The 26,107-nt window shown below is 57.7% G+C and carries 27 protein-coding genes; 7 read left to right on the top strand and 20 right to left on the bottom strand.

Annotated features, from left to right (window positions below; all coding sequences use genetic code 11):
* Positions 1–40 precede the first annotated feature (40 nt).
* Complete coding sequence (locus ACCW71_RS16045; protein ID WP_436373096.1) at positions 41–868, bottom strand: AraC family ligand binding domain-containing protein; 828 nt, start codon at positions 866–868, stop codon at positions 41–43.
* 122 nt (positions 869–990) lie between these two features.
* Between ACCW71_RS16045 and ACCW71_RS16040 the strand changes: the two genes are divergently transcribed.
* On the top strand, positions 991–1,512 hold the full coding sequence (locus ACCW71_RS16040; RefSeq protein ID WP_436373095.1) for an isochorismatase family protein: 522 nt from the start codon (positions 991–993) through the stop codon (positions 1,510–1,512).
* Positions 1,513–1,596: 84 nt separating this feature from the next.
* Here ACCW71_RS16040 and ssb1 read toward each other — a convergent pair whose 3' ends face one another.
* On the bottom strand, positions 1,597–2,154 hold the full coding sequence (ssb1, locus tag ACCW71_RS16035; protein WP_033734905.1) for a single-stranded DNA-binding protein SSB1: 558 nt from the start codon (positions 2,152–2,154) through the stop codon (positions 1,597–1,599).
* Positions 2,155–2,377: 223 nt separating this feature from the next.
* Here ssb1 and uvrA point away from each other — a divergent pair, with 223 nt between their 5' ends.
* Together uvrA and ACCW71_RS16025 are read left to right on the top strand one after the other, a co-directional pair.
* A complete protein-coding gene (gene uvrA / locus ACCW71_RS16030; protein ID WP_436373093.1) occupies positions 2,378–5,206 on the top strand; it encodes an excinuclease ABC subunit UvrA in 2,829 nt (942 codons plus the stop codon).
* A gap of 233 nt (positions 5,207–5,439) precedes the next feature.
* Positions 5,440–6,504, top strand: coding sequence for an NAD(P)-dependent alcohol dehydrogenase (locus ACCW71_RS16025; RefSeq protein WP_436373091.1), 1,065 nt, complete (start codon positions 5,440–5,442; stop codon positions 6,502–6,504).
* 50 nt (positions 6,505–6,554) lie between these two features.
* Here the strand turns inward: ACCW71_RS16025 and ACCW71_RS16020 are convergent, their stop codons facing one another.
* The 6 genes from ACCW71_RS16020 to dnaB form a co-directional block, all read right to left on the bottom strand.
* Positions 6,555–6,878 carry an MmcQ/YjbR family DNA-binding protein gene (locus ACCW71_RS16020; protein ID WP_436373090.1) on the bottom strand — a complete coding sequence of 108 codons (324 nt, stop codon included), beginning with the start codon at positions 6,876–6,878 and terminating at the stop codon, positions 6,555–6,557.
* Positions 6,875–7,297, bottom strand: a complete 423-nt coding sequence (locus ACCW71_RS16015; RefSeq protein ID WP_436373088.1) for a secondary thiamine-phosphate synthase enzyme YjbQ — start codon at positions 7,295–7,297, stop codon at positions 6,875–6,877. The genes ACCW71_RS16020 and ACCW71_RS16015 overlap by 4 nt, the downstream gene beginning before the upstream one ends.
* 120 nt (positions 7,298–7,417) lie before the next feature.
* On the bottom strand, positions 7,418–8,611 hold the full coding sequence (locus tag ACCW71_RS16010) for an aromatic amino acid transaminase (protein WP_436373204.1): 1,194 nt from the start codon (positions 8,609–8,611) through the stop codon (positions 7,418–7,420).
* Positions 8,612–8,651: 40 nt separating this feature from the next.
* A complete protein-coding gene (locus ACCW71_RS16005) occupies positions 8,652–9,266 on the bottom strand; it encodes a YitT family protein (RefSeq protein ID WP_436373087.1) in 615 nt (204 codons plus the stop codon).
* Positions 9,267–9,497: 231 nt separating this feature from the next.
* The gene (locus ACCW71_RS16000; RefSeq protein WP_436373085.1) at positions 9,498–9,977 is read right to left on the bottom strand and encodes an Lrp/AsnC family transcriptional regulator; all 480 of its coding nucleotides are present in this window, start codon (positions 9,975–9,977) and stop codon (positions 9,498–9,500) included.
* Between the two features lie 130 nt (positions 9,978–10,107).
* Positions 10,108–11,514 carry a replicative DNA helicase gene (gene dnaB / locus ACCW71_RS15995; RefSeq protein WP_436373084.1) on the bottom strand — a complete coding sequence of 469 codons (1,407 nt, stop codon included), beginning with the start codon at positions 11,512–11,514 and terminating at the stop codon, positions 10,108–10,110.
* Positions 11,515–11,610: 96 nt separating this feature from the next.
* Between dnaB and ACCW71_RS15990 the strand changes: the two genes are divergently transcribed.
* Positions 11,611–12,594: a quinone oxidoreductase gene (locus tag ACCW71_RS15990; protein WP_436373082.1), complete on the top strand. Its 984-nt coding sequence runs from the start codon at positions 11,611–11,613 to the stop codon at positions 12,592–12,594.
* 211 nt (positions 12,595–12,805) lie between these two features.
* Here the strand turns inward: ACCW71_RS15990 and pspG are convergent, their stop codons facing one another.
* From pspG to ACCW71_RS15970, 4 genes are all read right to left on the bottom strand, one after another.
* The gene (pspG, locus tag ACCW71_RS15985; protein WP_436373081.1) at positions 12,806–13,081 is read right to left on the bottom strand and encodes an envelope stress response protein PspG; all 276 of its coding nucleotides are present in this window, start codon (positions 13,079–13,081) and stop codon (positions 12,806–12,808) included.
* A 168-nt stretch (positions 13,082–13,249) separates the two neighbouring features.
* Entirely contained in the window at positions 13,250–14,242 is a 993-nt protein-coding gene (gene dusA / locus ACCW71_RS15980; protein ID WP_436373079.1) for a tRNA dihydrouridine(20/20a) synthase DusA, read from the bottom strand.
* 104 nt (positions 14,243–14,346) lie between these two features.
* Complete coding sequence (locus ACCW71_RS15975; RefSeq protein WP_436373077.1) at positions 14,347–15,597, bottom strand: conjugal transfer protein TraF; 1,251 nt, start codon at positions 15,595–15,597, stop codon at positions 14,347–14,349.
* A 177-nt stretch (positions 15,598–15,774) separates the two neighbouring features.
* Positions 15,775–16,035 (bottom strand): hypothetical protein, encoded by a 261-nt coding sequence (locus ACCW71_RS15970; protein WP_436373076.1) that lies wholly within the window; start codon positions 16,033–16,035, stop codon positions 15,775–15,777.
* Between the two features lie 23 nt (positions 16,036–16,058).
* On the opposite strand from ACCW71_RS15970, the gene zur reads away from it, so the two are divergent.
* Positions 16,059–16,580 carry a zinc uptake transcriptional repressor Zur gene (gene zur, locus ACCW71_RS15965; protein ID WP_436373074.1) on the top strand — a complete coding sequence of 174 codons (522 nt, stop codon included), beginning with the start codon at positions 16,059–16,061 and terminating at the stop codon, positions 16,578–16,580.
* A 61-nt stretch (positions 16,581–16,641) separates the two neighbouring features.
* Here the strand turns inward: zur and ACCW71_RS15960 are convergent, their stop codons facing one another.
* From ACCW71_RS15960 to ACCW71_RS15945, 4 genes are all read right to left on the bottom strand, one after another.
* A complete protein-coding gene (locus ACCW71_RS15960) occupies positions 16,642–16,854 on the bottom strand; it encodes a CsbD family protein (RefSeq protein ID WP_436373072.1) in 213 nt (70 codons plus the stop codon).
* A gap of 165 nt (positions 16,855–17,019) precedes the next feature.
* Complete coding sequence (gene dinF, locus ACCW71_RS15955) at positions 17,020–18,342, bottom strand: MATE family efflux transporter DinF (RefSeq protein ID WP_436373071.1); 1,323 nt, start codon at positions 18,340–18,342, stop codon at positions 17,020–17,022.
* Between the two features lie 97 nt (positions 18,343–18,439).
* Complete coding sequence (lexA, locus tag ACCW71_RS15950) at positions 18,440–19,054, bottom strand: transcriptional repressor LexA (RefSeq protein WP_436373069.1); 615 nt, start codon at positions 19,052–19,054, stop codon at positions 18,440–18,442.
* A 105-nt stretch (positions 19,055–19,159) separates the two neighbouring features.
* A complete protein-coding gene (locus ACCW71_RS15945; protein ID WP_436373066.1) occupies positions 19,160–19,528 on the bottom strand; it encodes a diacylglycerol kinase in 369 nt (122 codons plus the stop codon).
* A gap of 128 nt (positions 19,529–19,656) precedes the next feature.
* Between ACCW71_RS15945 and plsB the strand changes: the two genes are divergently transcribed.
* Positions 19,657–22,080: a glycerol-3-phosphate 1-O-acyltransferase PlsB gene (gene plsB / locus ACCW71_RS15940; RefSeq protein ID WP_436373202.1), complete on the top strand. Its 2,424-nt coding sequence runs from the start codon at positions 19,657–19,659 to the stop codon at positions 22,078–22,080.
* A gap of 62 nt (positions 22,081–22,142) precedes the next feature.
* Here the strand turns inward: plsB and ubiA are convergent, their stop codons facing one another.
* The 4 genes from ubiA to ACCW71_RS15920 all read right to left on the bottom strand — a co-directional run bounded on the left by ubiA (position 22,143) and on the right by ACCW71_RS15920 (position 24,820).
* The gene (gene ubiA / locus ACCW71_RS15935) at positions 22,143–23,009 is read right to left on the bottom strand and encodes a 4-hydroxybenzoate octaprenyltransferase (protein ID WP_436373200.1); all 867 of its coding nucleotides are present in this window, start codon (positions 23,007–23,009) and stop codon (positions 22,143–22,145) included.
* A gap of 24 nt (positions 23,010–23,033) precedes the next feature.
* Positions 23,034–23,546, bottom strand: coding sequence for a chorismate lyase (ubiC, locus tag ACCW71_RS15930; RefSeq protein WP_436373065.1), 513 nt, complete (start codon positions 23,544–23,546; stop codon positions 23,034–23,036).
* A gap of 86 nt (positions 23,547–23,632) precedes the next feature.
* Positions 23,633–24,043: a phosphate-starvation-inducible protein PsiE gene (psiE, locus tag ACCW71_RS15925; protein ID WP_436373063.1), complete on the bottom strand. Its 411-nt coding sequence runs from the start codon at positions 24,041–24,043 to the stop codon at positions 23,633–23,635.
* Between the two features lie 69 nt (positions 24,044–24,112).
* Positions 24,113–24,820: a UTRA domain-containing protein gene (locus ACCW71_RS15920; protein ID WP_436373198.1), complete on the bottom strand. Its 708-nt coding sequence runs from the start codon at positions 24,818–24,820 to the stop codon at positions 24,113–24,115.
* A gap of 206 nt (positions 24,821–25,026) precedes the next feature.
* Here ACCW71_RS15920 and ACCW71_RS15915 point away from each other — a divergent pair, with 206 nt between their 5' ends.
* On the top strand, positions 25,027–26,088 hold the full coding sequence (locus ACCW71_RS15915) for an ABC transporter substrate-binding protein (protein WP_436373061.1): 1,062 nt from the start codon (positions 25,027–25,029) through the stop codon (positions 26,086–26,088).
* Positions 26,089–26,107 lie beyond the last annotated feature (19 nt).

Genomic DNA, 26,107 nt, shown 5'->3' with positions numbered 1-26,107 from the left:
CGAACGCTGGCGGGGAATGCTTGTAGCAGATTGCGGTATTTCAGGGCTGGAAAACCTGCTTCTGATAGCGTCCCGGCGTGATGCCGTAGCGGTTGGCGAACGCGCGGGTCAGATGCGCCTGATCGGTTAATCCCACCGCCGCCGCGACGCTGGCGGCGGCTTCACCGCGCGCCAGTCGCTGTTTGGCCTCGTAGAGCCGGAAAGCCATCAGCATCTGATGTGGCGTCACGTGGTAGTGCTGGCGGAAGGCGCGCAAGAAATGCCACGGCGAGAGTGACACCAGCGCGGCTAACTGCTCCAGCCGTACCGGTTCCGCCAGGTTCGCCCGCAGAAAGTCGCGCACCTGATCAAAACGGTGGCGCGCCTGCGGGGCGGCCGGCGACGACATCCGCGCCAGCGGCCGGATCTGTAACAGCAGTTCAGACAGCAGCCCCTGACGCGCCAGCTCCGACTCCGCCTGCCACAGGGCGGCCAGAGTACGGGAGAGCGGCTGCGCCAGCCGGGGATCGGTCAGCAGCGCCTCGTTAAACCACCAGCCGCGATCGCCGGTCAGCTCATCCATCAGCTGCGGCTGTATGTAGATCATCTGGTAGCGCCAGCCGTCGGCGCAGGCGGACTCGCCGGTGTGCAGCTCATCCGGGTTCATCATCACCAGTGAGTTTGCCGGTGCGGTATATTCGGTGCCGCGATAGCGAAAGCGCTGGGCCCCGGCTTCAATGGTGCCGATGCCAAAGGCTTCATGGGTATGGGGTTCAAAAGCGTAGCGGGAGATGTGGGCCTGATAGAGCTCGACGCCGGGCAGCCCGGAGAGTTGCTGAAACCGGGCGCGATCTTTCTCGCAGGGGAAAATAGCCGGTACGCCTTCCACTTCGCTCTCCTTATCTGATCCGGGCGGTTCAGCACGCCTGACCGCGGGCCGCAACCAAAAGCGATTGCGCTTCCTCTGCGCTGAGGCAACACTGCTTTTTTCACTATGCATCAGGAGGGCGTATGGCACAACGCGCGGTTATGGTTATCGATATGCAAAACGGGGTGTTCAGCACCCCACGTTTCGACAGAGCAGGACGGGTGGCGCAGATTAATCGTCTGACCGCCTGCGCCGATAGCACGCTGTTCATTCAGCACCGTGAAAATACCATGAGCCCTGGTCATGCCTCCTTTGATCTGCTGCCGGAGCTGATTCAGCCTGCCGGGGCACATTTTATCAGTAAAACCGCCTGCGACAGTTTCTGGCAGACCGGGCTGGCCGCGCTGCTGGAGCGGCTGGAGATTACGGAGTTTGTCGTGTGCGGCTGCGCCACCGACTACTGCGTGGATACCACCCTCAAAGTGGGTGCCAGTGCAGGCTATCGCATCACCGTCGCCGCCGACGCCCACACCACCGCGGACCGCCGCTGGGCCAGCGCCGAACAGCTGATTGGCCAGCATAATGAGGTGTGGGCCTCGCTGCTGATCCCCGGCAACGAACCGCGCGTGATGAGCACGCAGGCTATTCTGGCTGAATGGCAGTAATCGCCCGCACACGCGCCGCAAAACGCCGCCCATAAAAAAAGCCCGCACAGCGGGCTTTTTATCGGACACCTTACGGCCACCGGATCAGAACGGAATATCGTCGTCAAAATCCATTGGTGGTTCGTTGTTGTTGCTGGCCGGTGCGCTCTGTGGCTGCTGCTGCGGACGAGACTGCGCGCCGCCACTGAACTGGTTGTTGTTGCCCTGCGGCTGCTGCGGCTGACCCCAGCCATTGTTGTTGCCACCGCCCTGCGCGCCGCCACCTGCTGGAGCACCGGCGTTACCGCCCTGCTGACGGCCACCCAGCATCTGCATGGTGCCGCCCACGTTGACCACCACTTCCGTGGTGTAACGTTCCTGGCCGCCCTGATCCTGCCATTTACGGGTGCGCAGCTGGCCTTCGATGTAGACCTGCGACCCTTTTTTCAGGTATTCGCCTGCCACTTCAGCCAGTTTGCCAAACAGCACCACACGGTGCCACTCGGTGATCTCTTTGTTTTCACCGGTCTGCTTGTCGCGCCAGCTCTCAGAAGTCGCCAGCGTAATGTTGGCAACAGCGCCACCATTGGGCATGTAACGTACTTCCGGATCCTGACCCAGATTCCCGACAAGAATCACTTTGTTAACGCCACGACTGGCCATGTTGCTGTCTCCCGATGAGTTAATTCGTACAGTCTAATCGATCAATTCTAACACGTCCTGCTGACTGTTTCCCACTTTAGAGCGGGGTTCCAGATTTAATCCTCAGTGCTGGGCAGCCAGAGAGTACTGGATATTTATTCAGTCTATTTTTTGTGCCATACTGATGCGTTTCTTCTGGCCGTGTCGCAGGATACGGTGAGTGCTGCTAATCCGGGAAAGGTGAATGGATAAGATCGAAGTTCGTGGTGCCCGCACCCATAATTTGAAAAACATCAACCTGACCATCCCACGCGACAAACTCATTGTGGTAACCGGCCTTTCGGGCTCCGGTAAATCCTCACTGGCGTTTGATACGCTGTACGCGGAAGGTCAGCGCCGCTATGTGGAGTCGCTCTCTGCCTATGCGCGCCAGTTTCTCTCTTTAATGGAGAAACCGGACGTCGATCATATCGAAGGGTTGTCGCCCGCGATCTCCATTGAGCAGAAATCGACCTCGCATAACCCGCGCTCGACGGTGGGAACCATCACCGAGATCCATGACTACCTGCGCCTGCTGTTTGCCCGCGTAGGCGAGCCGCGCTGCCCGGATCATAACGTACCGCTGGCGGCGCAGACCGTCAGCCAGATGGTCGATCAGGTGCTCTCCCAGCCGGAAGGCCGCCGTCTGATGCTGCTGGCGCCGGTGGTGAAAGATCGCAAAGGTGAACACACCAAAACCCTGGAGAACCTGGCGACCCAGGGCTATATCCGCGCGCGTATCGACGGCGAAGTGTGTGACCTGTCGGACCCGCCGAAACTCGAACTCCAGAAGAAGCACACCATTGAAGTGGTGATTGACCGCTTCAAAGTACGTGACGACCTGGCGACACGTCTGGCGGAGTCGTTTGAAACCACGCTGGAGCTGTCGGGCGGCACCGCTATCGTGGCGGATATGGATGACAGCGAGGCGGAAGAGCTGCTCTTCTCCGCGAACTTCGCCTGCCCAATCTGTGGTTACAGCATGAGCGAGCTGGAGCCGCGCCTGTTCTCGTTTAACAACCCGGCGGGCGCCTGTCCCACCTGTGACGGCCTCGGCGTGCAGCAATATTTCGATCCTGAGCGCGTGGTGCAGAACCCGGAGCTTTCGCTGGCGGGTGGCGCGATCCGTGGCTGGGATCGCCGCAATTTCTACTATTTCCAGATGCTGCGTTCGCTGGCGGAACACCTCGATTTTGACATCGAGGCGTCATTCGGCAGCCTGCCAGACAACGTGCAGAAAGTGATCCTGTATGGGTCAGGCAAAGAGAGCATCGAATTTAAGTACATCAACGATCGCGGTGACACCTCGGTACGCCGCCATCCGTTTGAAGGGGTGCTCAATAACATGGAGCGCCGCTACAAAGAGACCGAATCTTCGGCGGTGCGTGAGGAGCTGGCGAAGTTTATCAGCAACCGCGCCTGTGCCAGCTGTGAAGGCACCCGTCTGCGTCGCGAAGCCCGCCACGTCTACGTGGAGAACACCACGCTGCCAACCATCTCTGAGATGAGCATCGGCCATGCGATGTCCTTCTTTGAAAATCTGAAACTCAGCGGTCAGCGGGCGCAGATCGCTGAGAAAGTGCTGAAAGAGATTGGCGATCGCCTGAGCTTCCTGGTGAACGTCGGCCTGAACTACCTGTCGATGTCACGCTCGGCGGAAACCCTCTCCGGCGGTGAAGCGCAGCGTATTCGTCTGGCCAGCCAGATCGGTGCCGGTCTGGTCGGTGTGATGTATGTGCTGGATGAGCCCTCTATCGGCCTGCATCAGCGCGATAACGAGCGTCTGCTCGGCACCCTGATCCACCTGCGCGATCTCGGTAATACCGTGATTGTGGTTGAGCACGATGAAGATGCAATCCGCGCCGCAGACCATGTTATCGACATCGGTCCGGGTGCCGGGGTGCATGGCGGTCAGGTGGTGGCGGAAGGCACCGTTGATGAGATTATGGCGCAGGAAGCGTCACTCACCGGCCAGTTCCTGAGTGGCAAACGTGAAATTGCCGTGCCGCAGGCGCGTGTCAAAGGCGATCCCTCTAAAGTGCTGAAGATTACCGGCGCGCGTGGTAACAACCTCAAGGATGTGACGCTGACGCTGCCGGTCGGACTCTTCACCTGCATCACCGGCGTGTCCGGTTCAGGTAAATCGACCCTGATCAACGACACGCTGTTCCCGATTGCGCAGCGGGCGCTGAACGGTGCCACCATCGCCGAACCGGCACCTTATCGCGAAGTAGCGGGTCTGGAGCACTTCGACAAGGTGATCGACATCGACCAGAGCCCGATCGGTCGTACCCCGCGCTCTAACCCGGCCACCTACACCGGCATCTTCACCCCGGTGCGTGAGCTGTTTGCGGGCGTGCCGGAAGCGCGTTCACGCGGTTACAACCCTGGCCGCTTCAGCTTTAACGTGCGCGGCGGACGCTGTGAAGCCTGTCAGGGCGATGGCGTGCTGAAGGTCGAAATGCACTTTTTACCGGACATCTATGTGCCGTGCGATCAGTGCAAAGGCAAACGCTATAACCGCGAAACGCTGGAAGTGAAGTACAAGGGCAAGAGCATTCACGAAGTGCTGGAGATGACCATCGAAGAGGCGCGTGAGTTCTTTGATGCGGTGCCGGCGCTGGCGCGGAAGCTACAGACGCTGATCGATGTCGGTCTCTCCTACATCCGCCTCGGTCAGTCCGCCACCACCCTCTCCGGCGGTGAAGCGCAGCGCGTCAAGCTGGCGCGTGAGCTGTCGAAGCGTGGCACCGGTCAGACGCTCTATATTCTGGATGAGCCAACCACCGGTCTGCACTTTGCCGATATTCAGCAACTGCTGGAAGTGCTGCATCAGCTGCGCGACCAGGGCAACACCATTGTGGTGATTGAGCACAATCTCGACGTGGTCAAAACCGCCGACTGGATTGTCGATCTCGGCCCGGAAGGCGGCAGCGGCGGCGGTGAGATTCTGATCGCCGGGACGCCAGAAACCGTGGCGGAGTGTGAGAAATCACATACCGCGCGCTTCCTGAAACCGCTGTTAGCGAAGTAATTCCTCCAGGCCCGCCGCGTGCGGGCCTTTTTTTTGCCCACTGTCAGTTCAGCCAGAGAAATGCAGAATCAGGCAAGATTCAGACATGTATAGGCATATACGCTTTTCCCTGCGCTGACTATCCTTAAGCGGTTCCTCTTTGGCACGCACGTCGCGTCGCCCTGTTTTTGCCGCAGCCCTGGCTGCCGCACATCATCGAAAAACACTCACGACACATCGAAACTGGAGACACCATGAATATTACGCATGCGTATGCTGCTCAGGATGCAAAATCCAAACTGGCACCGTTCGATTTTAAGCCGCGTGAGCTGCGCGCCCATGACGTTCAGCTTGAAGTGCTGTTCTGTGGCGTTTGCCACTCAGACCTGCATCAGGCCCGTAATGAGTGGAAGAACACCATTTTTCCTGTGGTGCCGGGACATGAAATTGTCGGCCGCGTCACCGCTGTTGGCCCACAGACTCAGAAATATAAAGTTGGCGATCTGGTCGGCGTAGGCTGCATGGTTGACTCCTGCCGCAGCTGTCCGAGCTGTCAGCAGGGTCTGGAGCAGTATTGCGAAAACGGTTTTGTCGGCACCTATAACGGTGAAGATCGCGAAACCGGCGCCATCACCTACGGCGGCTACTCAACATCCATGGTCGTCGATGAGAGCTTTGTGCTGCGCATTCCTGAGAATCTGGAACTGGCGGGCGTCGCGCCGCTGCTGTGTGCCGGTATCACCACCTACTCTCCGCTGCGTCACTGGAATGTCGGTCCGGGCAAGAAAGTGGGTATCGTCGGCCTCGGCGGTCTTGGCCATATGGGCGTGAAAATTGCCCATGCGATGGGTGCGCATGTGGTGCTGTTCACCACCTCGCCGTCAAAAATTGAAGATGGCAAACGCCTGGGTGCCGATGAAGTGGTGATCTCCAAAGATCCTGAGCAGATGGCGCAGCACGCTAACAGCTTCGACTTTATTCTCAACACCGTGGCGGCGCAGCACGACCTCAACCCGTTCATCACCCTGCTGAAGCTGGATGGCAATATGACGCTGGTCGGCGCACCGGAGCACGATCACCCGGCACCGCAGGTGTTTAACCTGATCTTCAAACGCCGCAGCATCGCCGGTTCCCTGATTGGTGGCATCGCCGAAACTCAGGAGATGCTCGACTTCTGTGGCGAGCATGGCATCACCTCAGACATTGAACTGATTGCGATGGATCAGATCAACGAAGCCTACGAGCGGATGCTGAAAAGCGATGTGAAATACCGCTTTGTTATCGACATCAACACCTTACGCGAATCTTCAGCCGCGTAATGGTACGCTGTTAACCCTCTTCCGCACGGAAAAGGGTTTTTTATTGCCGCCTATCTGACGCTGGCAGCCTGTTCATAGGAGGCGTCGATCAGATAGTAAATCTGCGAATCCTTCAGCGAACCGTCGAGAAACAGCGTGCTCCAGTGTGAGCGGTTGAGATGCTCGCTGGGAATGATGTCGCTATGCTCCTCACGCAGTAACTCCGCCAGCGCGGGCGTCGATTTCAGCGAGACCGCTGGCCGCCCTTTTACCTCATGCACCATCGCAAACAGCACGCCGTGGCTTTTAATCTGCGTCGCCTTCCAGTCACTGTGGACGCTCTGCTCCGCGCCAGGCTTGTTCATGCAGTAGGTCAGTAAGTCTGAGTTATTCATCCGGTTTCCCCCTGTAACGTGGCGACAATCCGCCTTGCGCCGCCATCAATACGATGTTCGCCCAGCCAGATACCCTGCCAGGTGCCCAGCACCAGGCTGCCGCGCTGAACCGGCAACAACAGCGAAACCCCTAAGATGGAAGATTTGATGTGGGCGGGCATATCATCGCGCCCCTCATAGTCATGCTGATAGGCGGCGTTTTCCGGCACGTTGCGCATGAAATGCTGCTCCATATCGCTGCGCACCGTCGGGTCGCAATTCTCATTTAAGGTTAGCGACGCCGAGGTGTGCTGCAACAGCAGATGCAGCAGGCCGGTTTTCACCTCGCGCAGCCCGCTGATCCCCCCGACAATCTCATCGGTGACCAGATGAAACCCGCGTGATTTCGCCTTCAGCGTAATCGTTTGTTGATGCCACATAGTCTGTTCCCTGAAACGGTTATCCCGTTTAAGTGTGCAGCATGTCGCTGAAAGGTAAACCCTGACCCATAAAAAAACCGCCAGACAGGGCTGGCGGTTTTTTCACAGCAGGCGGCGCGGTTACATCACCGCCGCAAAGGCTTCCGCCACCTGATGCACATTTTTGCTGTTCAGACCGGCGACACACATGCGGCCACTGCCCACCAGATAGATGCCGAACTCGTTGCGCAGGCGATCGACCTGCTGCGCGCTCAGGCCGGTGTAGCTGAACATGCCACGCTGCTTCAGCAGATAGTCGAAGTTTTTGCCCGGCAGAGCGGTGTTCAGCACCTCCACCAGCGACTGGCGCATCGCCAGAATACGCAGACGCATCGCCTCCACTTCCGCCAGCCAGCTCGCTTTCAGCGCCTCATCGTTGAGGACACGCGCCACCACCTGCGCACCGAAATTCGGCGGGCTGGAGTAGTTGCGGCGAACGGTCGCTTTCAGCTGACCCAGTACCCGCGCCGACTCTTCCGCGCTGTCACAGATAACCGACAGACCGCCGACGCGCTCGCCATACAGCGAGAAGATTTTCGAGAAGGAGTTGCTGACCAGCGCGGGCAGGCCCGCGGCGGCGACCGCACGCAGCGCGTAAGCATCCTGCTCCATACCGGCACCAAAGCCCTGATAGGCGATGTCCAGGAATGGGATCAGCTGCTGCGCTTTCAGCACCTCAACGGTCTGATCCCACTGCGCATCGGTCAGATCTGCACCGGTCGGGTTATGACAGCAGGGATGCAGCAGGACGATGCTCTGCGCGGGCAGGGTTTTCAGGGTGCTGATAAAGGCATCAAACCGCACGCCGTGGGTCTCAGCGTCATACCAGGGATAGCTGTTCACCTCAAAACCGGCGCCATTGAAAATCGCGACGTGGTTTTCCCAAGTGGGATCGCTGACCCAGACCGCCGACTGCGGGAAGTAGCGCTTCAGGAAATCCGCGCCCACTTTCAGCGCGCCAGAACCGCCCAGCGTCTGAATCGAGGCGATACGGCCCGCTTTTAACACCGGATGATCGGCACCAAACAGCAGCGGCGCAATCGCGCTACGGTAGCTGTTCAGCCCTTCCATTGGCAGATAGAGCGACGCCTGATGCGGCTCAGCATAGATCTGCTCTTCGGCAGCTGCCACGGCCTTGAGCTGCGGGATGATGCCCTGCTCGTCGTAATAGAGCCCGATACTGAGGTTAACTTTGTGCTCGCGCGGGTCCTGTTTAAAGGCTTCCATCAACGACAGAATCGGATCGCCAGCATAGGCATCAACGTTTTGAAACACGGTGTAGGTCTCCATGATTGGTCCAGAGGGGTGAAGCGGATTAAACCCGATAGCGTCCCGGACGGTGGTTCATTGCAATAATCAGATTGAGGATCACGGCGCCTGCGATGGAGGCGAGCAGGATTGGCGCGCTGACCACAAACAGAGAGGCCAGCACCACGCAGGTATCAACCGCCATTTGCAGTTTTCCCGCGCGGATGCCAGAACGATCCTGTAGCCACAGCGCCAGAATATTGATGCCGCCCAGGCTCGCCTTATGGCGAAACAACACTATAAACCCGATCCCCATGATGACGTTACCGAACAATGTCGCATAGAAGGGGTTAAGGTCAGAAAAGTGAACAAACAGCGGGTGGAGCTGGGTAAACAGTGACACCAGCCCGACGGCGCAGAAGGTTTTCAGGGTAAATTCCCAGCCCATGCGTTTTACCGCCAGCCAGTAAAAGGGAATATTGATCAGGAAAAAGGCGCTGCCAAACGAGAGCGGCGAGAGGTAGCTGATCAGAAAGGCGATACCGGCGGTGCTGCCGGTCAGCGCCCCCGCCTGCTTCAGCATGATGACGCCGAACGAGACCATCAGGGTGCCGAGCACCATCGCCAGCGCATCTTCAATGCGCGAATGCGGGACGCGGGTAGGTTCTGCGATGTTATCCATGGGGCTTTTCTCAGTGAAAATGGTGCGGTTCTTCTGCAAGAAACGCACCATCGTCACAGCCTCAACCGGCTGCCCGCGATCATCCCGTTGATCTGCAAGATGATTTATCTCAGGTTTTTCTGCTTTCAGTCGGGTCAGAACCGTCAACCTATGCATTAAACCCTGTTCTGATGCGTACTCTTTGCATTAACTGCCGCCAGTGTGCACCAGAATTGCACAGCGCGCACCTTTTTAGCGCGCCGCAGGTTCGGAGCTCATCATCAGCCCGTTCTCTTTCAGTCTTCCCAGCACCACCGAGGTTTTCACATGGGCGACGCTCTGGTGACCCGCGACTAACTGACTGATTAACGCGCTAAGCGAGTTGAGATCGGCCACCGCCACTTTCAGCAGATAGTCCGCGTCGCCAGTGGTTTTATAGGCATCGACAATCGCCTCTTCCTGCTCGACCATCCGGTGAAAGCTGGCGACATATTCGGCGGTGTGATTAATCAGGCGCACCTCAATCAGGCCGACCATCCCCAGCCCAATCGCATCGGGCGAAAGGCGGGCGTGGTAGCCGAGGATCAGTCTGGCCTGCTCCAGGTTAATGCGGCGGCGGGAACATTGTGAGGCGGAGAGACCCACCAGATCGCTGAGTTCCTGGTTGGTCAGACGGCCATTAGATTGTAATAAGGTGAGGATTTTAAGGTCGTAATCGTCTACGTGAGTCATTCCGTTTCCACATCGGGGTCAGGCGTCGCTTTGTTACAGATAACCCGATAAGCGGAGAGGTTGTCCAACACTATTTTCTGATGATGCGAGCCGTCATGCACAGATCGTGCATGACGAGGTTTACAGGGGATTATTCGTCGTCGTATTGCGGACCGGCGTAGTTGTCGAAGCGCGACCACTGGCCGTTAAAGGTCAGGCGCACCGTGCCGATCGGTCCGTTACGCTGTTTACCCAGGATGATCTCGGCGATCCCTTTGAGATCGCTGTTTTCGTGGTAGACCTCATCGCGATAGATAAACATGATCAAATCCGCATCCTGCTCGATCGAGCCCGACTCACGCAGATCCGAGTTGACCGGGCGTTTATCGGCGCGCTGCTCCAGCGAGCGGTTGAGCTGCGACAGCGCCACTACCGGCACATTCAGCTCTTTCGCCAGCGCTTTCAGCGAACGGGATATCTCGGCGATCTCCAGCGTACGGTTGTCCGATAGCGACGGCACGCGCATCAGTTGCAGGTAGTCGATCATAATCATGCTTAAGCCACCGTTTTCACGGTAGATACGCCGGGCGCGCGAACGCACCTCGGTCGGTGTCAGGCCAGAAGAGTCATCGATGTACATGTTCTTCTTTTCCAGCAGGATGCCCATGGTGCCGGAGATGCGCGCCCAGTCCTCATCATCCAGCTGGCCGGTACGAATGCGGGTCTGATCGACGCGGGAGAGCGACGCCAGCATACGCATCATGATCTGTTCGCTGGGCATCTCCAGACTGAAAATCAGCACCGGCTTATCCTGCAACATGGCGGCGTTTTCGCACAGATTCATCGCAAAGGTGGTTTTACCCATCGACGGACGGGCCGCGACAATAATCAGGTCAGAGCGTTGCAGGCCGGCAGTCTTTTTATTCAGATCCTGATAGCCGGTATCGACGCCGGTAACGCCGTCGTGTGGCGTCTGGTAGAGCGATTCAATGCGCGAGACGGTCGCTTCGAGGATCTGCTCAATGTTTTTCGGGCCGGCATCTTTATTGGCGCGCTCTTCCGCGATTTTGAAGACGTTCGACTCCGCGAAATCGAGCAGCTCCTCGCTGTTGCGGCCCTGCGGATCATAACCGGCATCGGCAATCTGGTTAGCGACGGAGATCATCTCGCGCACCACCGCGCGCTCACGCACAATATCCGCATACGCGCCGATGTTGGCCGCGCTGGGAGTATTTTTCGCCAGCTCAGCCAGATAAGCGAAGCCGCCCGCCATCTCCAGCTCACCGCGGGTTTCCAGCGATTCCGACAGGGTAATCAGGTCAATGGGCTGGCTGTTTTCCAGCAGCCGCTGCATCTCTGAAAAAATCAGCCGGTGCGAGCGGTTGAAAAAATCATTCGCGACGACACGCTCAGAGACGTTATCCCAGCGCTCGTTATCCAGCATCAACCCACCGAGCACCGACTGCTCCGCTTCCAGCGAATGCGGCGGCATTTTTACGCCGGCCAGCTGACGATCCTGCGTTTCGTTCGATTTGTTGGTGGGTTTATTTCCTGCCATAGTGAATGCATTACCGATCTTCTGTGGGGACGCGCAAGTATACCTTAGTTGGGGTGCGCGCCTCACCCCCATGATGAAACAATCACAGGAGTCAGAATGACAAAGCGTATTCAGTTCAGCGCGCATGGCGGACCAGAGGTGTTAGAGTGGCGGGATTTTGAACTGGCTGATCCTGCCGCCCACGAGGTGCAGGTCGAGCATCGCGCCATCGGCATTAACTACATCGACACCTATGTGCGCAGCGGGCTCTATCCGGTCAGCGCCTTTCCCTCCGGGCTGGGGACAGAAGCGGCGGGCGTGGTGGCGCGGGTTGGCCGTGAGGTGACGCGCTTTAAGCCGGGCGATCGGGTGGTCTATTGTCTGGCGTCGATCGGCGCTTACAGCGAAGCGCATAATGTGGCGGAAGATCGCCTGATGCCGCTGCCGGACGCGATCGGCTTTGAGCAGGCGGCGGCCAGCTATCTGAAAGGGCTGACCACCCAGTATCTGCTGCGCCAGACCTATAAAGTCAGCGCCGGTGAGACTTTCCTGTTTCACGCTGCCGCAGGCGGCGTCGGCCTGATCGCCTGCCAGTGGGCGAAAGCGCTGGGTGCGCATCTGATTGGCACCGTCGGCTCAGCGGAAAAAGCGGCGCTGGCGAAGAGTGCCGGTGCCTGGGCGACGATCAACTACCGTGAAGAGGACATTGCGCAGCGCGTCAGCGAACTCACCGACGGCAAAAAAGTGGCCGTGGTCTATGACTCCGTGGGCAAAGACACCTGGGAAGCGTCGCTCGACTCGCTGCGCCGTCACGGCCTGATGGTCAGCTTTGGCAACGCCTCCGGCCCGGTTACCGGCATCGATCTGGGCATTCTGAATAAGAAAGGCTCGCTGTTTGTCACCCGCCCTTCGCTGTTTGGCTACATCACCAACCTTCAGGAGCTGGAAAGCGCCAGCGCCGAACTCTTTTCACTGCTGGCCAGCGGTGCGATCAAGGTTGATGTGCCGGAACAGCAGAAGTTTGCGCTGAAAGAGGCCCGCCAGGCGCACCAGCAACTGGAGAGCCGCGCCACCCAGGGTTCGTGCCTGCTTATCCCCTGATTCAAAGGCAACAAAAAGGGCTTCCCGCGGGAAGCCCTTTTCTTTTTTTATTTTTTGTTCGCGCTGGTGTAGGGACAGCGGCGATGAATTCGTGTCGAGTCGATGGCACATCGATTTGACGTGGGACATCCTGCCAGAAAAGATAAGTAAAAAATATGTTTAATTGCGGCTGAAGGGTGAACAATCACACACACTGTGATCTTCTCCGCAATTATCGCCAGCCTTTCTTCTCTAAGCTGTTGATCCTGCGCTTGAGCTTGCGCCATTCGCGCGCATTCCGATCCTCACGATCGCCAAAAAAAGCGCGATAGAGCCAGACGGCGATCACCGCCAGCACCAGCCACGGCAACACTTTGATAACAAGTGCAAAGAGTCCCCCGACAAACATCACCAGGGTCGCCACCACCAGAGCTGCCAGCACGCCCAGCAGCGAGACGCCGGTCAGCAACAGCATCATAAAAAAGCCTAATACGAATAAAATTTCCACTTCAGCGCTCCTGATTAACATCGACTGCCACGATCATTACAAAATGCGCGCCAGCTTTTATATAGATGATTTTAAAGGAATTTTCTGACAGACCGCAGCTAAGCACTGGTGAAAAACACCAGGAAGTGGCGTAAAAAAAACCAGCCCTTAAGGCTGGTTGTGAGGGGTTCAGGCTTCCTGGGGGATTTTATCGGCCACCAGCGCCAGCGCCGCTTCCAGCACCCGGACATCGGCCCCGGGCTTATGGGCATTTTCACTCAGGTGGCGTCGCCACTGACGCGCGCCCGGGATCCCCTGGAACAGCCCCAGCATATGGCGCGTAACGTGTCCCAGATAGGTGCCCTTCGCCAGCTCCGCTTCGATATAGGGATACATGGCGCGCACCACCGCGACCGGATCGGCAACCGGATGCTGGCGACCAAACAGCTGCTGATCGACCTGCGCCAGAATGCCAGGGTTCTGATAGGCCTCACGCCCCATCATCACGCCGTCAAGATGTTGCAGATGGGTCTTTGCCTCTTCCAGCGTTTTGACACCGCCATTGAGCGCGAGCGTCAGATGCGGGAAGTCACGTTTCAGCTGATAGACCCGGGGATAATCCAGCGGGGGAATCTCGCGGTTCTCTTTCGGGCTAAGACCCGAGAGCCAGGCTTTGCGGGCATGGATAATAAAGGTCTCGCATTCACCGCGCCCGGCGACCGTGCCGATAAAATCGGTCAGGAACTGATAACTGTCCAGCTCATCAATGCCAATGCGGGTTTTTACCGTCACCGGAATCGACACCACATCGCGCATCGCTTTGATCGCATCCGCGACCAGATCCGCTTCAGCCATCAGGCAGGCCCCGAAGCGGCCATTCTGCACCCGGTCAGAGGGGCAGCCGACATTCAGGTTAATTTCATCGTAGCCGCGCTGCTCAGCCAGCTTTGCGCACTGCGCCAGCGCAGCCGGATCGCTGCCGCCGAGCTGCAACGCCACCGGATGCTCTGCCTCGCTGTACGCCAGGTAATCCCCTTTGCCATGAATAATCGCGCCGGTGGTTACCATTTCGGTATAGAGCAGGGTGTCGCCGGTCAGCTGACGGTGGAAATAACGACAGTGACGATCGGTCCAGTCGAGCATAGGGGCGATGGAGAAACGTTGCGAAGAGAAGTTAGCCATGAAGCGCAGGTAATCCGGTAAGTAAGAGTGATGGAATTCTGTGCAAGGATAACACAAGGGCGGGCGATAGTGCATCGCCCGCCCCTGAACAGCCGGTGGAGAAATTAGAAATTAAAGCCCAGCTGCACCATCGCGCCCCAGGTGTTGTTTGCCCCGACCGAACCGGCCAGATCCAGATGCACCGCCTTGTTAAACGGTGACAGGCCGAAACCGGCGGTCGCGACATTTTCATCATTCGAACGCATGTCAGCCCGATACCCCGCGCGCAGCTGCAACCAGTCAAGCACACGGTATTCGGCACCGACCGCCGCGTACTGGCTGCTCTCCTGGGTTTTGAAGCGTCTGGTTTCCGTCAGATCGACATCGCCGGTGACGGTAAACGGACCTTTATCCCAGGCGAGACCGGTGGTGACCAGTGGACGGATCTGGTAGGTGTCGCGGAAGCCGTTAACCTTTTTCGTTTGCAGATCGCGGGAGATCAGGTTCTGCCCGGTGACACCCAGCGTCCAGTTTTCCGCAAAGGTGGTCGCCAGACCGGCATCAACGTTAAAGCCGGTATGGGTGCTGCGATACTGGCTATTGTTGATGTCGCTCTTGTCGTAGTTGTAAATGCTGGCGGTGTAGTTATAGAGCCAGGTTTTCTGCACTTTCGGGGTCACACCCACCGACACCGGCTGACCAGCGATGGTGAACTCATGCGCCACCGCCACACCATAATCGGTGTTCAGTGCAGCCAGGCCATTCGCACTGGAGCGCAGGTTATTTTGATCGCCTGGACGGGGAAGCACGGTGCCGTTAGCGACGCCGCGCAGATAGTCAATATCGCTCTGCACCACATTGGCACGCACATGCGCCGTGCCGTAGGCTTTGGTGATAAAGGCGAATGGCAGCGTTTCGTTAGGGATGGTGACAGCCACTGCCGCACCGGCGCTGCCGTCCGCTTTATTTCCGCGTAAGTCGCTGAGCTGATTGGCCACATCGCCTGAAGCGGCACGTACTTCGGGATAGCCACGCAGATAATCGGCAAACGTCAGGTTGCCAAGCACGTTGCGATAGCGATCCACGGTATCCGTGATGTCATCCACTTTATCGATCAGATGATCTTTGTCGGTGACCTGAACACCGGCTGAAGGAAAAATAATACTGACGCTGTCGTCAGGTTTAGCCCGCGTCATCAGTGCCGGGTTAGCCAGCACCGCGGAGCCATAGAGAGAAGATGCGACGCCGGTGCCGCCCATGGCGTCATTGCGTGCATCATACCAGGTCCCTGCCGCCATGGCGGAAGAAGAGAGGAAAAGCGCGGTCGATACAGCGGGATAGATCAGCGCTGAACGTTGAGCGAATTTTTTCACCATTTGCCTGCCATCACCTGAGAAATTCACTGAGATAAGCCGTTGAAACATTCAACGACTGAATAGTTTGTTAGCCATATTGTGAACGTCAGCTAACGCTTTATTGCTGTGAACTCAAAGGAAACAGTGTCTTAATTCAAAGGATTGGATGTTTTCCAATCAAAAAAACGTTGTAATTGTTCAGACCAGGCGAAGGAAATAAGAATAAGACCAGACCTCGCTTAAGTCTTTCTGAACATTACTGCTTAACTCCGTGAGATGCAAAGCAAAATGGCGGTTAATTCCTCTTAAAGCCATCAGCCGATGGATCTGATTTGTCGTCAGATTCCGTATAAAAGAGCAGGCAAACGCCCTGATCGCTGTTTTTTCAGGCAAATAGTGCTGTTTTATCAGACAAAAACCAACCTCAGCAGCGGCAACCTTTGTGTGATAAAATAACATCACTTATCCAGCGGAGAATTTTCATGTCAAACATGACCTCACAGCAAATTATGACCCAGGCGGAAAAGCTGTGCCTGCAACGCGGTGTGCGTCTGACTTCGCAGCGTGCTGAGGTGTTACGCCTGATGGCCGAGCAGCCAGGCTCTATCAGCGCTTATGATCTGCTGGATCAGCTGCGGGTCAGTGAACCGCAGGCGAAACCGCCGACCGTCTATCGGGCGCTGGAGTTTCTGCTGGAGCAGGGTTTCATTCATCGGGTGGAGTCGAACAACAGCTACGTGATGTGTCACCATTTCGAGGCCCCGGCGCATACCTCGGTGATGCTGGTATGTGACCGCTGTGCAGCGGTTACCGAGAAACAGGCGCAGGGCGTAGAAAACATTATTGCGACGCTGGCGGGAGAAGCGCAGTTTGCCTTACGGCATAGCGTGATTGAGGCGCATGGCCTGTGTGTCAACTGTGCGGAAGTGGAAGCCTGTACTCAGCATGAAAGCTGCCAGCACGATCATCAGAGCGAAGGGAAAAAGCGCGGAAAAAAAGGGTAGCACACATCCCTGTGCTTTGCCGGCCGGGTAATGCCGGCGGGCAGGAATCCTCTGCTGAGGTTTACCAGCGGTGGTCTTTGTTCTGACCTTCCCAGTCCGTTACCTCACGCTCTGCATCTTCCTTCGCATAGCCGTAACGCTCCTGGATTTTACCGACCAGCTGATCGCGTTTCCCTTCGATGACCTGCATATCATCATCGGTCAGCTTGCCCCACTTCTCTTTCATTTTGCCTTTGAACTGTTTCCAGTTGCCGCTGGCTTCGTCTTTATTCATAGCAGACCTCCCATCCTCGGGTTTAATGTTTATTTCGCGACACAGCAAAATAACGCTATAAAGCGCTGGTTAACTGCGCCGTATAGAGTTAATTGTAGTCATGAAAACGAGGATGACGGAATAATACAGAATAATCCGTAGCCGCTGCGCTCAGCGCCCGCCCGCTCAGGCGTCAAACCAGCTGTTCTGAACCCAGTGCCTGCGCCAGATCAGCCACAGGGAGAGGCCACGCAGCGCGAGGAACACCGTAACCGCCAGCCATAACCCGTGGTTGCCCAGCAGCGGCAGACTCAGCAGCGTCAGAAAGTAGCCAGCCGCGGCCAGCACCATGCTGTTTCGCATCTCGCGCCCGCGGGTCGCGCCGATAAACATCCCATCCAGCAGATAACACCAGACGCCGATCAGCGGCATCACCACCTGCCAGAACAGGTAGCGGTCCGCAGTTTGCTGCAACGTCTCAAGCGAGGTCAGCAGCGTGACAATCTGCGGGCCAAAAAACGCATACACCAGCGAGAAAAAGAGCGCCACCACCACCGCCTGACGGCAGGCAGAGCGCCAGACGAGCCGCAGCTGGCTGCCATCTTTTGCGCCATGCGCTTCTCCCGCAAAGGCTTCCACCGCATAGGCAAAGCCATCCAGCGCATAGGCGGTAAAGGTGATAAACATCAGCAGCACCGCGTTAACCGCCACCACGTCCGGCCCGAGGCGCGCGCCCAGCACGGTCAGCGAGGCGAAACAGAGCTGGAGCAGCAAAGAACGCAGCATAATATCGCGGTTCAGCCGCAGCAGGCGCTGAACGTCGCCGCGCCAGCTCTGCTTCAGCATTGCCATGGTGATGCCGCGCAGTTTTAACACCCGCCAGACCATCACCGCACCGACGCCCAGCGTGATGTACTCCGCCAGCGCCGTGGCGGTAGCCGCGCCCGCCACACCCCAGTGCAGACCCATCACCAGCCAGAGGTCGAGAAGGATGTTGACCAGGTTACCCACCACCAGCAGGATGACCGGCGCGCGGGCGTATTGCACGCCCAGCAGCCAGCCGAGGATCACCAGGTTAGCCAGCGTAGCCGGCGCACTCAGCCAGCGGATCTGAATAAACAGCGCCGCCTGTTTCAGCACCTCAGGATCGCCGCCCACCAGATGGGTGGCCAGCTGAATAATGGGATAGCGCAGCGCGATAAACAGCAGCCCAGCCAGCAGCGCAATCAGCAGCGGCTGCGTCAGGGCACGGGCCAGCGCGGGCTTATTTCCAGCGCCAAACGCCTGTGCCGTGAGGCCAGTGGTGCTCATCCGCAGGAACAGCAGCAGCATGAAGAGAAAACTGGTGACAGTGGTCCCGACTGCAACCCCGCCAAGATAGACCGGGCTGTCGAGATGACCAATAACGGCGGTATCGACCACACCCAGCAGGGGAACGGTGATATTTGAAAGGATCATCGGCAGCGCGAGCCGCCAGAGGTTTTTATCGGTTGCCGTAATAAAGCGCATTCGCCGTTCCGTGCTCAGTGTCGCTGCGAAGAGGCAGCGACAAAATTAGGGCAGACAGAATAGCATCAGAGCAGGCGAATGCACGCGGGCATCAGAATCAGAGCCACTCGCCGTTGCGCACCACACCCACCGCCAGACCTTCTACCGTCAGCGACTGCGCGCGCGTGTCGACCACAATCGGGTCGAAGTCACTGTTTTCCGGCAGCAGATGCACGATAGCACCCTGCTTTTTCCAGCGTTTCACTGTTACTTCATCGTCGATGCGGGCAACCACAACCTGACCGTTGCGCACATCCTGGGTTTTATGCACCGCGAGCAGGTCGCCATCCATAATGCCAATATCTTTCATCGACATTCCACTGACGCGCAGCAGGAAGTCGGCTGAGGGCTTGAACAGACCCGGATCCACCTTGTAGTGGGTCTCGATATGCTCCTGCGCCATGATCGGTTCACCGGCAGCCACCCGGCCAATCAGCGGTAAGCCTTCAGAGGGCTCTTCTTCCATAAGCAGACGGATGCCGCGTGAAGCGCCAGAAACAATCTCAATCACCCCTTTACGCGCCAGCGCTTTAAGGTGCTCTTCTGCCGCGTTCGGCGAGCGGAAGCCCAGCTGCGCGGCGATTTCCGCACGTGTAGGCGGCATGCCCGTCGAAGAAATATGGTCGCGAATCAGGTCATAGACCTGCTGCTGCCTGCTGGTTAATGCTTTCATCCCGCCCCCTGGTTGTTTATACAGTCGCTGTGAGTATATACAGGTATTGGCGAAATGGAAACCGATTGTCAGGTAAAACGCGCTCCCAGCGCGGTTTTGGAAGGCTTATCGCAAATGTGTCCAGAGCAGCGCGATCCAGACAAACAGTGCCAGTATGATGCTGATCAGCACCGCCGCCGAGCCCATATCTTTTGCCCGGCCCGCCAGCGGATGATGCTCCTGGCCGATGCGGTCAACCACGGCTTCAATGGCGCTATTGAGGATTTCAACAATGACCACCAGCACCACCGCCCCTATCATCAGAATGCGGGAGACCACATCCACATCCAGCCAGCAGGCCACGACAATGGCGACCAGCGCGGCCAGCGCCTCCTGGCGAAACGCCGCTTCATGTTGCCAGGCGGCACGCAGCCCCTGCCATGAGTAACCTGCGGCTTTCACGATTCTTATAAGACCGGTGGCATTATTTGCCATGATGTGGGAACCCTTTCTTCGGATTGACGTCAATGTCTGGGCTGCGTGCAATTGGCACCACCACAGATCTTCGCTGCGCTTTCTGGTATGCTTGCGGCGCTTTGCTAACAAGAGGCTTCATGTTGTCTATGTCAGGTTGGCGTAAACTCTATTACAAACTGCTTAATTTACCACTGTCGTTTTTGGTAAAAAGTAAGGCCATTCCGGCCGATCCCGTTTCTGAACATGGTCTGGATCCGACCCGACCTATTATGTACGTTCTGCCTTATGATTCGAAGGCTGACTTACTGACTTTACGCGCGCAGTGTCTGCGGCACCATCTGCCCGACCCGCTCTCTCCACTGGAGATTGATGGCTCACTGCTGCCGCGCCACGTTTTTATCCACGATGGCCCGCGTGTCTTCCCCTATTTTGTGCCCAGCGTGGAGTCGGTGAAGATCTTTCACGATTACCTCGACCTGCACCGCAATAATCCCGAGCTGGATATTCAGATGCTGCCGGTCACGGTGATGTTTGGCCGCGCGCCAGGCCGTGAGGTTCAGGGCGAGCCAACGCCTCACCTGCGCGTGCTGAACGGCGTACAGAAGTTCTTTGCGGTGATCTGGCACGGACGCGACAGCTTTGTCCGCTTCTCGCCAACGGTGTCACTGCGCCGGATGGCGACCGAACATGGCACCGATCAGTCGATCGCCCAGAAACTGGCGCGTGTGGCGCGTATTCACTTTGCCCGCCAGCGGCTGGCGGCGGTGGGTCCGCGCTTACCGGCGCGTCAGGATCTCTTTAATCGCCTGCTGCAATCCAAAGCGATTGAAAAGGCGGTGGAAGATGAGGCCCGCAGCAAAAAAATCTCCCATGAGAAAGCGCAGCAGAACGCGGTGGATATGATGGAAGAGATCGCCGCCAATTTCTCCTATGAAGCGATTCGCGTCACCGACCGCGTAATGGGCTGGCTCTGGAGTCGTCTCTATCAGGGCATCAACGTTAACGGCGGCGAGAAGGTGCGCCAGCTGGCGCAGGATGGTCATGAGATTGTCTATGTGCCCTGCCATCGCAGCCATATGGATTATCTGCTGCTCTCCTATGTGCTCTACCATCAGGGCCTGGTGCCACCCCACATTGCGGCGGGCATCAACCTCAACTTCTGGCCAGCCGGCCCGATTTTCCGTCGGCTGGGCGCCTTCTTTATTCGCCGCACCTTTAAAGGCAACAAGCTCTACGCCACGGTGTTCCGCGAATATCTTGGCGAGCTGTTCACCCGCGGTTATTCGGTCGAGTACTTTGTCGAAGGGGGCCGTTCACGCACCGGTCGCCTGCTCGATCCTAAAACCGGCACTTTAGCGATGACGCTCCAGGCGATGCTGCGCGGTGGCAACCGTCCTATCACCCTGGTGCCGATCTACATCGGCTATGAGCATGTGATGGAAGTGGGCACTTACGCCAAAGAGCTGCGCGGCGCGGCCAAAGAGAAAGAGGGCTTTATGCAGATGGTGCGTGGCTTACGCAAGCTGCGCAATCTCGGTCAGGGTTACGTGAACTTTGGCGAACCGCTGCCGCTGGTCAACTATCTCAACAAGCGCGTGCCGGAGTGGCGTGACGCCGTGGACCCGATCGAACCGCAGCGTCCGGGCTGGTTAACGCCGACCGTCAACGATATTGCCGCCAGGCTGATGGTGCGTATCAATGAAGCGGGCGCGGCCAACGCCATGAACCTCTGTGTGACCGCCCTGCTCGCCTCACGTCAGCGCTCACTTACCCGCGAGCAGTTGATCGAGCAGCTGGAGTGCTATACCCAGCTGCTGCGCAACGTGCCTTATTCGCCGAATGCCACCGTTCCCGATCTCTCCGCAGAAGCGCTGCTCGATCACGCGCTGGGCATGAATAAGTTTGAGAGCGAAAAGGACAGCATCGGCGACATCATCATTCTGCCGCGTGAGCAGGCAGTGCTGATGACTTACTACCGCAACAATATTCATCACATGCTGGTGATGCCGTCGCTGATTGCCGCCATTGTTCAGCAGCATCAGGCGCTGAGCGAAGCTGAGCTGCTGCGCCAGGTGAGCCTGATCTACCCGATGCTGAAGAGCGAGCTGTTCCTGCGCTGGCAGAGTGACGAATTGCCGCAACTGCTGGCAGAACTCTGTCAGGAGCTGGCGCGTCAGGGCCTGATTACGCGCGAAGCGGGTGAACTGCGCTTTACCGCCGCCCGCTACCGTACGCTGCAACTGCTGGCGGCCGGGGTGCGGGAAACGCTCCAGCGTTATGCCATCACCTTCTCGATTCTCAGCGCCAAGCCGACGATCAACCGCGGCACGCTGGAGAAAGAGAGCCGTACGCTGGCACAGCGCCTGTCGGTGCTGCACGGTATCAACGCCCCGGAGTTCTTCGACAAAGCGGTCTTTACCTCACTGGTCCTGACGCTGCGCGATGAGGGTTATATCAGCGATAAAGGTGATGCTGACGTGTCGCAGACCCTGGCGACCTGGCACATCCTGGCTGACCTGGTGACCAGCGATGTCCGCATGACGATTGAAACGGCTGTGGCACACGACTGACAATAGTACACAGTAAAAAGGCGACCTCATGCGGTCGCCTTTTTTATGCCTGAAACGCGCTATCAGAAAATCTGGCTGAACGGCGGCGTGTTCATCAGTACGCCGAGAAACAGCACCATCCCGACATAATTGTTGTTCAGGAACGCCTGGAAGCAGGGCTGACGTTCGCGCTGCGCGATCAGCTTCTGCTGATAAACAAACAGCGCGGCGGCCAGCAACAGCGTCCAGTAGAACGCGCCATTCAGATGCAGCATCATCCCTACCAGCGCCATCAGCAGCAGGGTCGCCAGTTGCAGCAGGCCGATAATCAGCTTGTCGAAACGGCCAAACAGAATCGCCGTCGACTTCACGCCAATCTTCAGGTCATCGTCACGATCCACCATCGCATACTGGGTGTCGTAGGCCACTGTCCAGCAGATGTTCGCAAAGAATACCAGCCAGCAGACCAGAGGTAAGGACTCACTAACTGCGGACCAGGCCATCGGGATCGCCCAGCCAAACGCCGCCCCCAGCACCACCTGCGGCAGATGGGTGTAGCGCTTCATAAAGGGATAAACCCAGGCGAGCGCCAGTCCCACCACCGAGAGCATGATCGTCATCAGGTTCATGGTCAGCACCAGCACAAAAGCCACCAGCGCCAGGATCACGAACAGCAGCTTCGCCTCTCCGGCACTGACCGCGCCGCTGGCCAGCGGACGATGCTTCGTGCGTTCCACATGTCCATCCACTTTGCGATCGGCGTAGTCGTTAATCACACAGCCGGCCGCGCGCATCACAAACACCCCGGCGACAAACACCGCCAGCACCGGCAATGGCGGGATCGCCATTTTAGCCAGCCATAAGGCCCAGAGCGTCGGCCACATCAGCAGCAGCGTGCCAATCGGCTTATCGATACGCATCAGGCGAGCGTAAGCGCGCCATTTATTCATAGTTAAACTCTGCACCACACATCCTCAGGCTAAATCGCGATAGAGCGGCGACGCCGGTAAAAAAAGTTCAGTCAGCAGCAGCGGCTTGCCGGAGAGACGCAGACGCGAGCGGCGTCCCCACAGCGCCTCAACCTGCCCCGGCTCAATAAAGTCGCGGGTCAGCGTCGAAGAGGAGAAGAGATAACGCCCCAGCGGGCGCGTGCCCAGCTGTTGCAGCATCGCCTCTGGCCCGTTGAGGGTGCTTTCCGGCACCAGAGTGCGGCCCGCCAGCCACGGCTCTCCGTCACCGTAGAGCAGAATTTCGCGCAGCCAGAAGCGTTCATCGTCTGGCAACAACGCGCTTTCCTCACCCAACTCACTGGCCTCAATAAAGCCTTCCCGCAGCGGCTGAACCGTGACCCGCTGACAGTGCTGTTCAAAACGGCGCGTCATCGAATCCTCTTCCATCAGCCAGTCGAGCAACGGCGGCGCCAGCGTCGCCTGCGACGGAGACAGCCAGTTAAGCGCACGTAATAAGCTGAGCGCGTCTTGCGACATAGCACTACTCCCAATCATTTTCAGGTGGGTAGTTTAGCGCAGAGACGCGATGGGAACACCTGCCGTCATAGCAGACGGCAGGGAGATTACTCACGTTTCAGGCGGTTGCTGTTTGCCAGCCAGAGCGTGATCACCAGCATCAGAATCGCGGCAGAATAGCAGAGCGTATCGAAGGGGTTTTTATGGTCGACGATAATCAGACGGATAATCGCGGTGATACCGATATAGACAAAATAGCGCAGCGGGAAGTGATAGCCGGACTGAAAGTACTTCACAATCAGGGCGATAAATTCGAAATAGAGGAAATAGATGACAATTCCCTCAATCAGCAGATAGGAGGAAGCCTGCTCGCCGGTATTAAACAGCACGTTGGCCAGATGGATGGTTTCTTTGCCCAGAAAGACGATCAGGATAATCGCCAGACTCAGCAGGCCCAGATTGAGCACCCATTGCAGTAGCGTGGCAAGGTTGCGGGCCCAGGGATTTTTGTCACTCATGTCGCGCCTTAAAAGCAGTTATTCGCGCGCGCTATCATGCGCGAGTGTGACGCAAATCACAATATCCACTCAGGCTTCCACATCGACACAGAGCGCATCGTAGCGCCAGTATTCGCAGTCGCAGTCAATCACCTCTTTCTGCTGATTGCGGTTGATGCGGGTGATCAGCAAACCCGGACTGCCGGTTGCCACATTCAGCGGCGGAGCGGCGACCTCCGGCAACGGGCCAGGCAGAATAGTAAAGCGCGCGCCGCCGTAGCGAATCCCGTAGCGCTGATCATAGAGATCGGTCAGGGAACGGGTCAGGTCTTCATCAAGCAGGCCAGGGAAAAAACGTGGGTTGAGATAGTGCTCCACATAAAGCACCGCGCGCCCGTCGATGCGCCGCAGGCGGCGGATACAGTAAACCGCCGAACCGGGTGCCAGCCGCAGCGCCGTCGCCACCCTCTCCTGCGCCGCCACCTGTTCTGCCGCCAGCACCTCGGTCGTCGCCTGCCGCCCCTGCTCGCTGGCCATCGCATGAAAGTGGCTATGGTGCAGTGGGTTGTAGATCAGTCGCGGCGGCGCGATAAACCAGCCGCGACGCAGTTCACGGTAGATCACCCCCTGTGCTTCCAGCTTGCCCAGCGCTTCACGCAGGGTTATCCGGGTGGTGCTGAACGCTTCGCTTAACGCGCGTTCCGCCGGCAGTCGCCCGCCGCTGAACTCACCCGCCTGAATACGGCTCAGTAAAGCGCTGGCGATCGCCTCCGCCGTTTTGAGTGCTATCGACTCCACCACAGTAGCCTCATTTTGGTGCGGTTCCGCACTATCACTGTTCAGGTAAATGCGTCTGTGACGGGCGAACGGGCCGCATCTTTCATCGCCCATCCCCTGTACAGCGCCGCTCTGTCATAAATCGTTCATAGTCAGGGGCTACATTGGCTCGGTTCTTGCTGGACTAGACCAGCCAGGCCCATCAACTTACACCCGGAGCAACTGAGATGAAAGCGTTTATCGCCTCTGTAGTAGCCAGTGCTGTAGTGCTTACCCTGCCCGTTGCGCAGGCCGCCGATAATGACCTCGCCGCACTGGAAAAAGCGGCGCGCAGTGAAGGCCAGGTTAACAGCGTCGGGATGCCGGACAGCTGGGCCAACTGGAAAGACACCTGGAACGACATCAGCAGCAAATATGGTCTTAAGCACAGCGACACCGATATGTCATCGGCGCAGGAGCTGGCGAAATTTGATGCGGAGAAAGAGAACGCCAGCGCGGATATTGGCGATGTGGGTGCCGCTTTTGGACCGATCGCGGTGGCGAAAGGGGTAACTCAGCCCTACAAACCGACCCACTGGGATCAGATCCCCGCCTGGGCCAAAGATAAAGAGGGTCACTGGGCACTGGCCTATACCGGCACTATCGCCTTTCTGATCGACAAGCAGCAGGTCAAAGAGATCCCCCACAGCTGGGCCGATCTGAAAAAAGGTAAGTATGTGGTTACTATCGGCGATGTCGGCGTGGCAGCTCAGGCTGCTAACGGTGTCCTGGCGGCAAACTACGCGTTAGGCGGTGATGAGAAGAACCTGAAACCGGCGCTGGCCTTCTTTGCCGACCTGGCAAAACAGGGGCGTCTTGGCGTCACCGATCCGGTGATTGCCAATATCGAAAAAGGCGAAGTGCAGATGGCGGTGGTGTGGGACTTTAACGCCCTGAACTATCGTGACCAGATTGACCGCAATCGCTACGAAGTGGTGATCCCGTCTGACGGCTCCGTCACCTCCGGCTACACCACCATCATCAACAAATATGCGAAACACCCTAACGCCGCAAAACTGACGCGCGAATATATCTTCTCAGACCAGGGCCAGATCAATCTGGCGAAGGGTTACGCCCGTCCGATTCGTGCCGAGCATCTGACTCTGCCCGCCGACGTTCAGGCCCGCCTGTTGCCGCAGTCTGAATACAAAAATGCCCGTCCGGTGAAGGATCAGGCCGCCTGGGATAAGTCGTCGAAAATGCTGCCGCGCCTGTGGCAGGAAAACGTCATTATCAATATGCAGCAGTAGTACGCGGCAGGGGAACGGA

This window comes from Pantoea sp. C2G6 (genome assembly GCF_051336815.1).
Lineage (GTDB): Bacteria > Pseudomonadota > Gammaproteobacteria > Enterobacterales > Enterobacteriaceae > Pantoea.
The sequence above is the reverse complement of the archived record's forward strand: the minus strand, read 5'-3'. Positions and strand labels throughout refer to the sequence as shown.

Bases quoted from the DNA above. Each gene is read 5' to 3' on its own strand.
- ACCW71_RS16040 (WP_436373095.1), top strand. From the start codon at position 991: ATGGCACAACGCGCGGTTATGGTTATCGATATGCAAAACGGGGTGTTC.
- ssb1 (WP_033734905.1), bottom strand. From the start codon at position 2,154: ATGGCCAGTCGTGGCGTTAACAAAGTGATTCTTGTCGGGAATCTGGGT.
- uvrA (WP_436373093.1), top strand. From the start codon at position 2,378: ATGGATAAGATCGAAGTTCGTGGTGCCCGCACCCATAATTTGAAAAAC.
- ACCW71_RS16025 (WP_436373091.1), top strand. From the start codon at position 5,440: ATGAATATTACGCATGCGTATGCTGCTCAGGATGCAAAATCCAAACTG.
- ACCW71_RS16020 (WP_436373090.1), bottom strand. From the start codon at position 6,878: ATGAATAACTCAGACTTACTGACCTACTGCATGAACAAGCCTGGCGCG.
- ACCW71_RS16015 (WP_436373088.1), bottom strand. From the start codon at position 7,297: ATGTGGCATCAACAAACGATTACGCTGAAGGCGAAATCACGCGGGTTT.
- ACCW71_RS16005 (WP_436373087.1), bottom strand. From the start codon at position 9,266: ATGGATAACATCGCAGAACCTACCCGCGTCCCGCATTCGCGCATTGAA.
- ACCW71_RS16000 (WP_436373085.1), bottom strand. From the start codon at position 9,977: ATGACTCACGTAGACGATTACGACCTTAAAATCCTCACCTTATTACAA.
- dnaB (WP_436373084.1), bottom strand. From the start codon at position 11,514: ATGGCAGGAAATAAACCCACCAACAAATCGAACGAAACGCAGGATCGT.
- ACCW71_RS15990 (WP_436373082.1), top strand. From the start codon at position 11,611: ATGACAAAGCGTATTCAGTTCAGCGCGCATGGCGGACCAGAGGTGTTA.
- dusA (WP_436373079.1), bottom strand. From the start codon at position 14,242: ATGGCTAACTTCTCTTCGCAACGTTTCTCCATCGCCCCTATGCTCGAC.
- ACCW71_RS15975 (WP_436373077.1), bottom strand. From the start codon at position 15,597: ATGGTGAAAAAATTCGCTCAACGTTCAGCGCTGATCTATCCCGCTGTA.
- ACCW71_RS15970 (WP_436373076.1), bottom strand. From the start codon at position 16,035: ATGTTATTTTATCACACAAAGGTTGCCGCTGCTGAGGTTGGTTTTTGT.
- zur (WP_436373074.1), top strand. From the start codon at position 16,059: ATGTCAAACATGACCTCACAGCAAATTATGACCCAGGCGGAAAAGCTG.
- ACCW71_RS15960 (WP_436373072.1), bottom strand. From the start codon at position 16,854: ATGAATAAAGACGAAGCCAGCGGCAACTGGAAACAGTTCAAAGGCAAA.
- dinF (WP_436373071.1), bottom strand. From the start codon at position 18,342: ATGCGCTTTATTACGGCAACCGATAAAAACCTCTGGCGGCTCGCGCTG.
- lexA (WP_436373069.1), bottom strand. From the start codon at position 19,054: ATGAAAGCATTAACCAGCAGGCAGCAGCAGGTCTATGACCTGATTCGC.
- ACCW71_RS15945 (WP_436373066.1), bottom strand. From the start codon at position 19,528: ATGGCAAATAATGCCACCGGTCTTATAAGAATCGTGAAAGCCGCAGGT.
- plsB (WP_436373202.1), top strand. From the start codon at position 19,657: ATGTCAGGTTGGCGTAAACTCTATTACAAACTGCTTAATTTACCACTG.
- ubiA (WP_436373200.1), bottom strand. From the start codon at position 23,009: ATGAATAAATGGCGCGCTTACGCTCGCCTGATGCGTATCGATAAGCCG.
- ubiC (WP_436373065.1), bottom strand. From the start codon at position 23,546: ATGTCGCAAGACGCGCTCAGCTTATTACGTGCGCTTAACTGGCTGTCT.
- psiE (WP_436373063.1), bottom strand. From the start codon at position 24,043: ATGAGTGACAAAAATCCCTGGGCCCGCAACCTTGCCACGCTACTGCAA.
- ACCW71_RS15915 (WP_436373061.1), top strand. From the start codon at position 25,027: ATGAAAGCGTTTATCGCCTCTGTAGTAGCCAGTGCTGTAGTGCTTACC.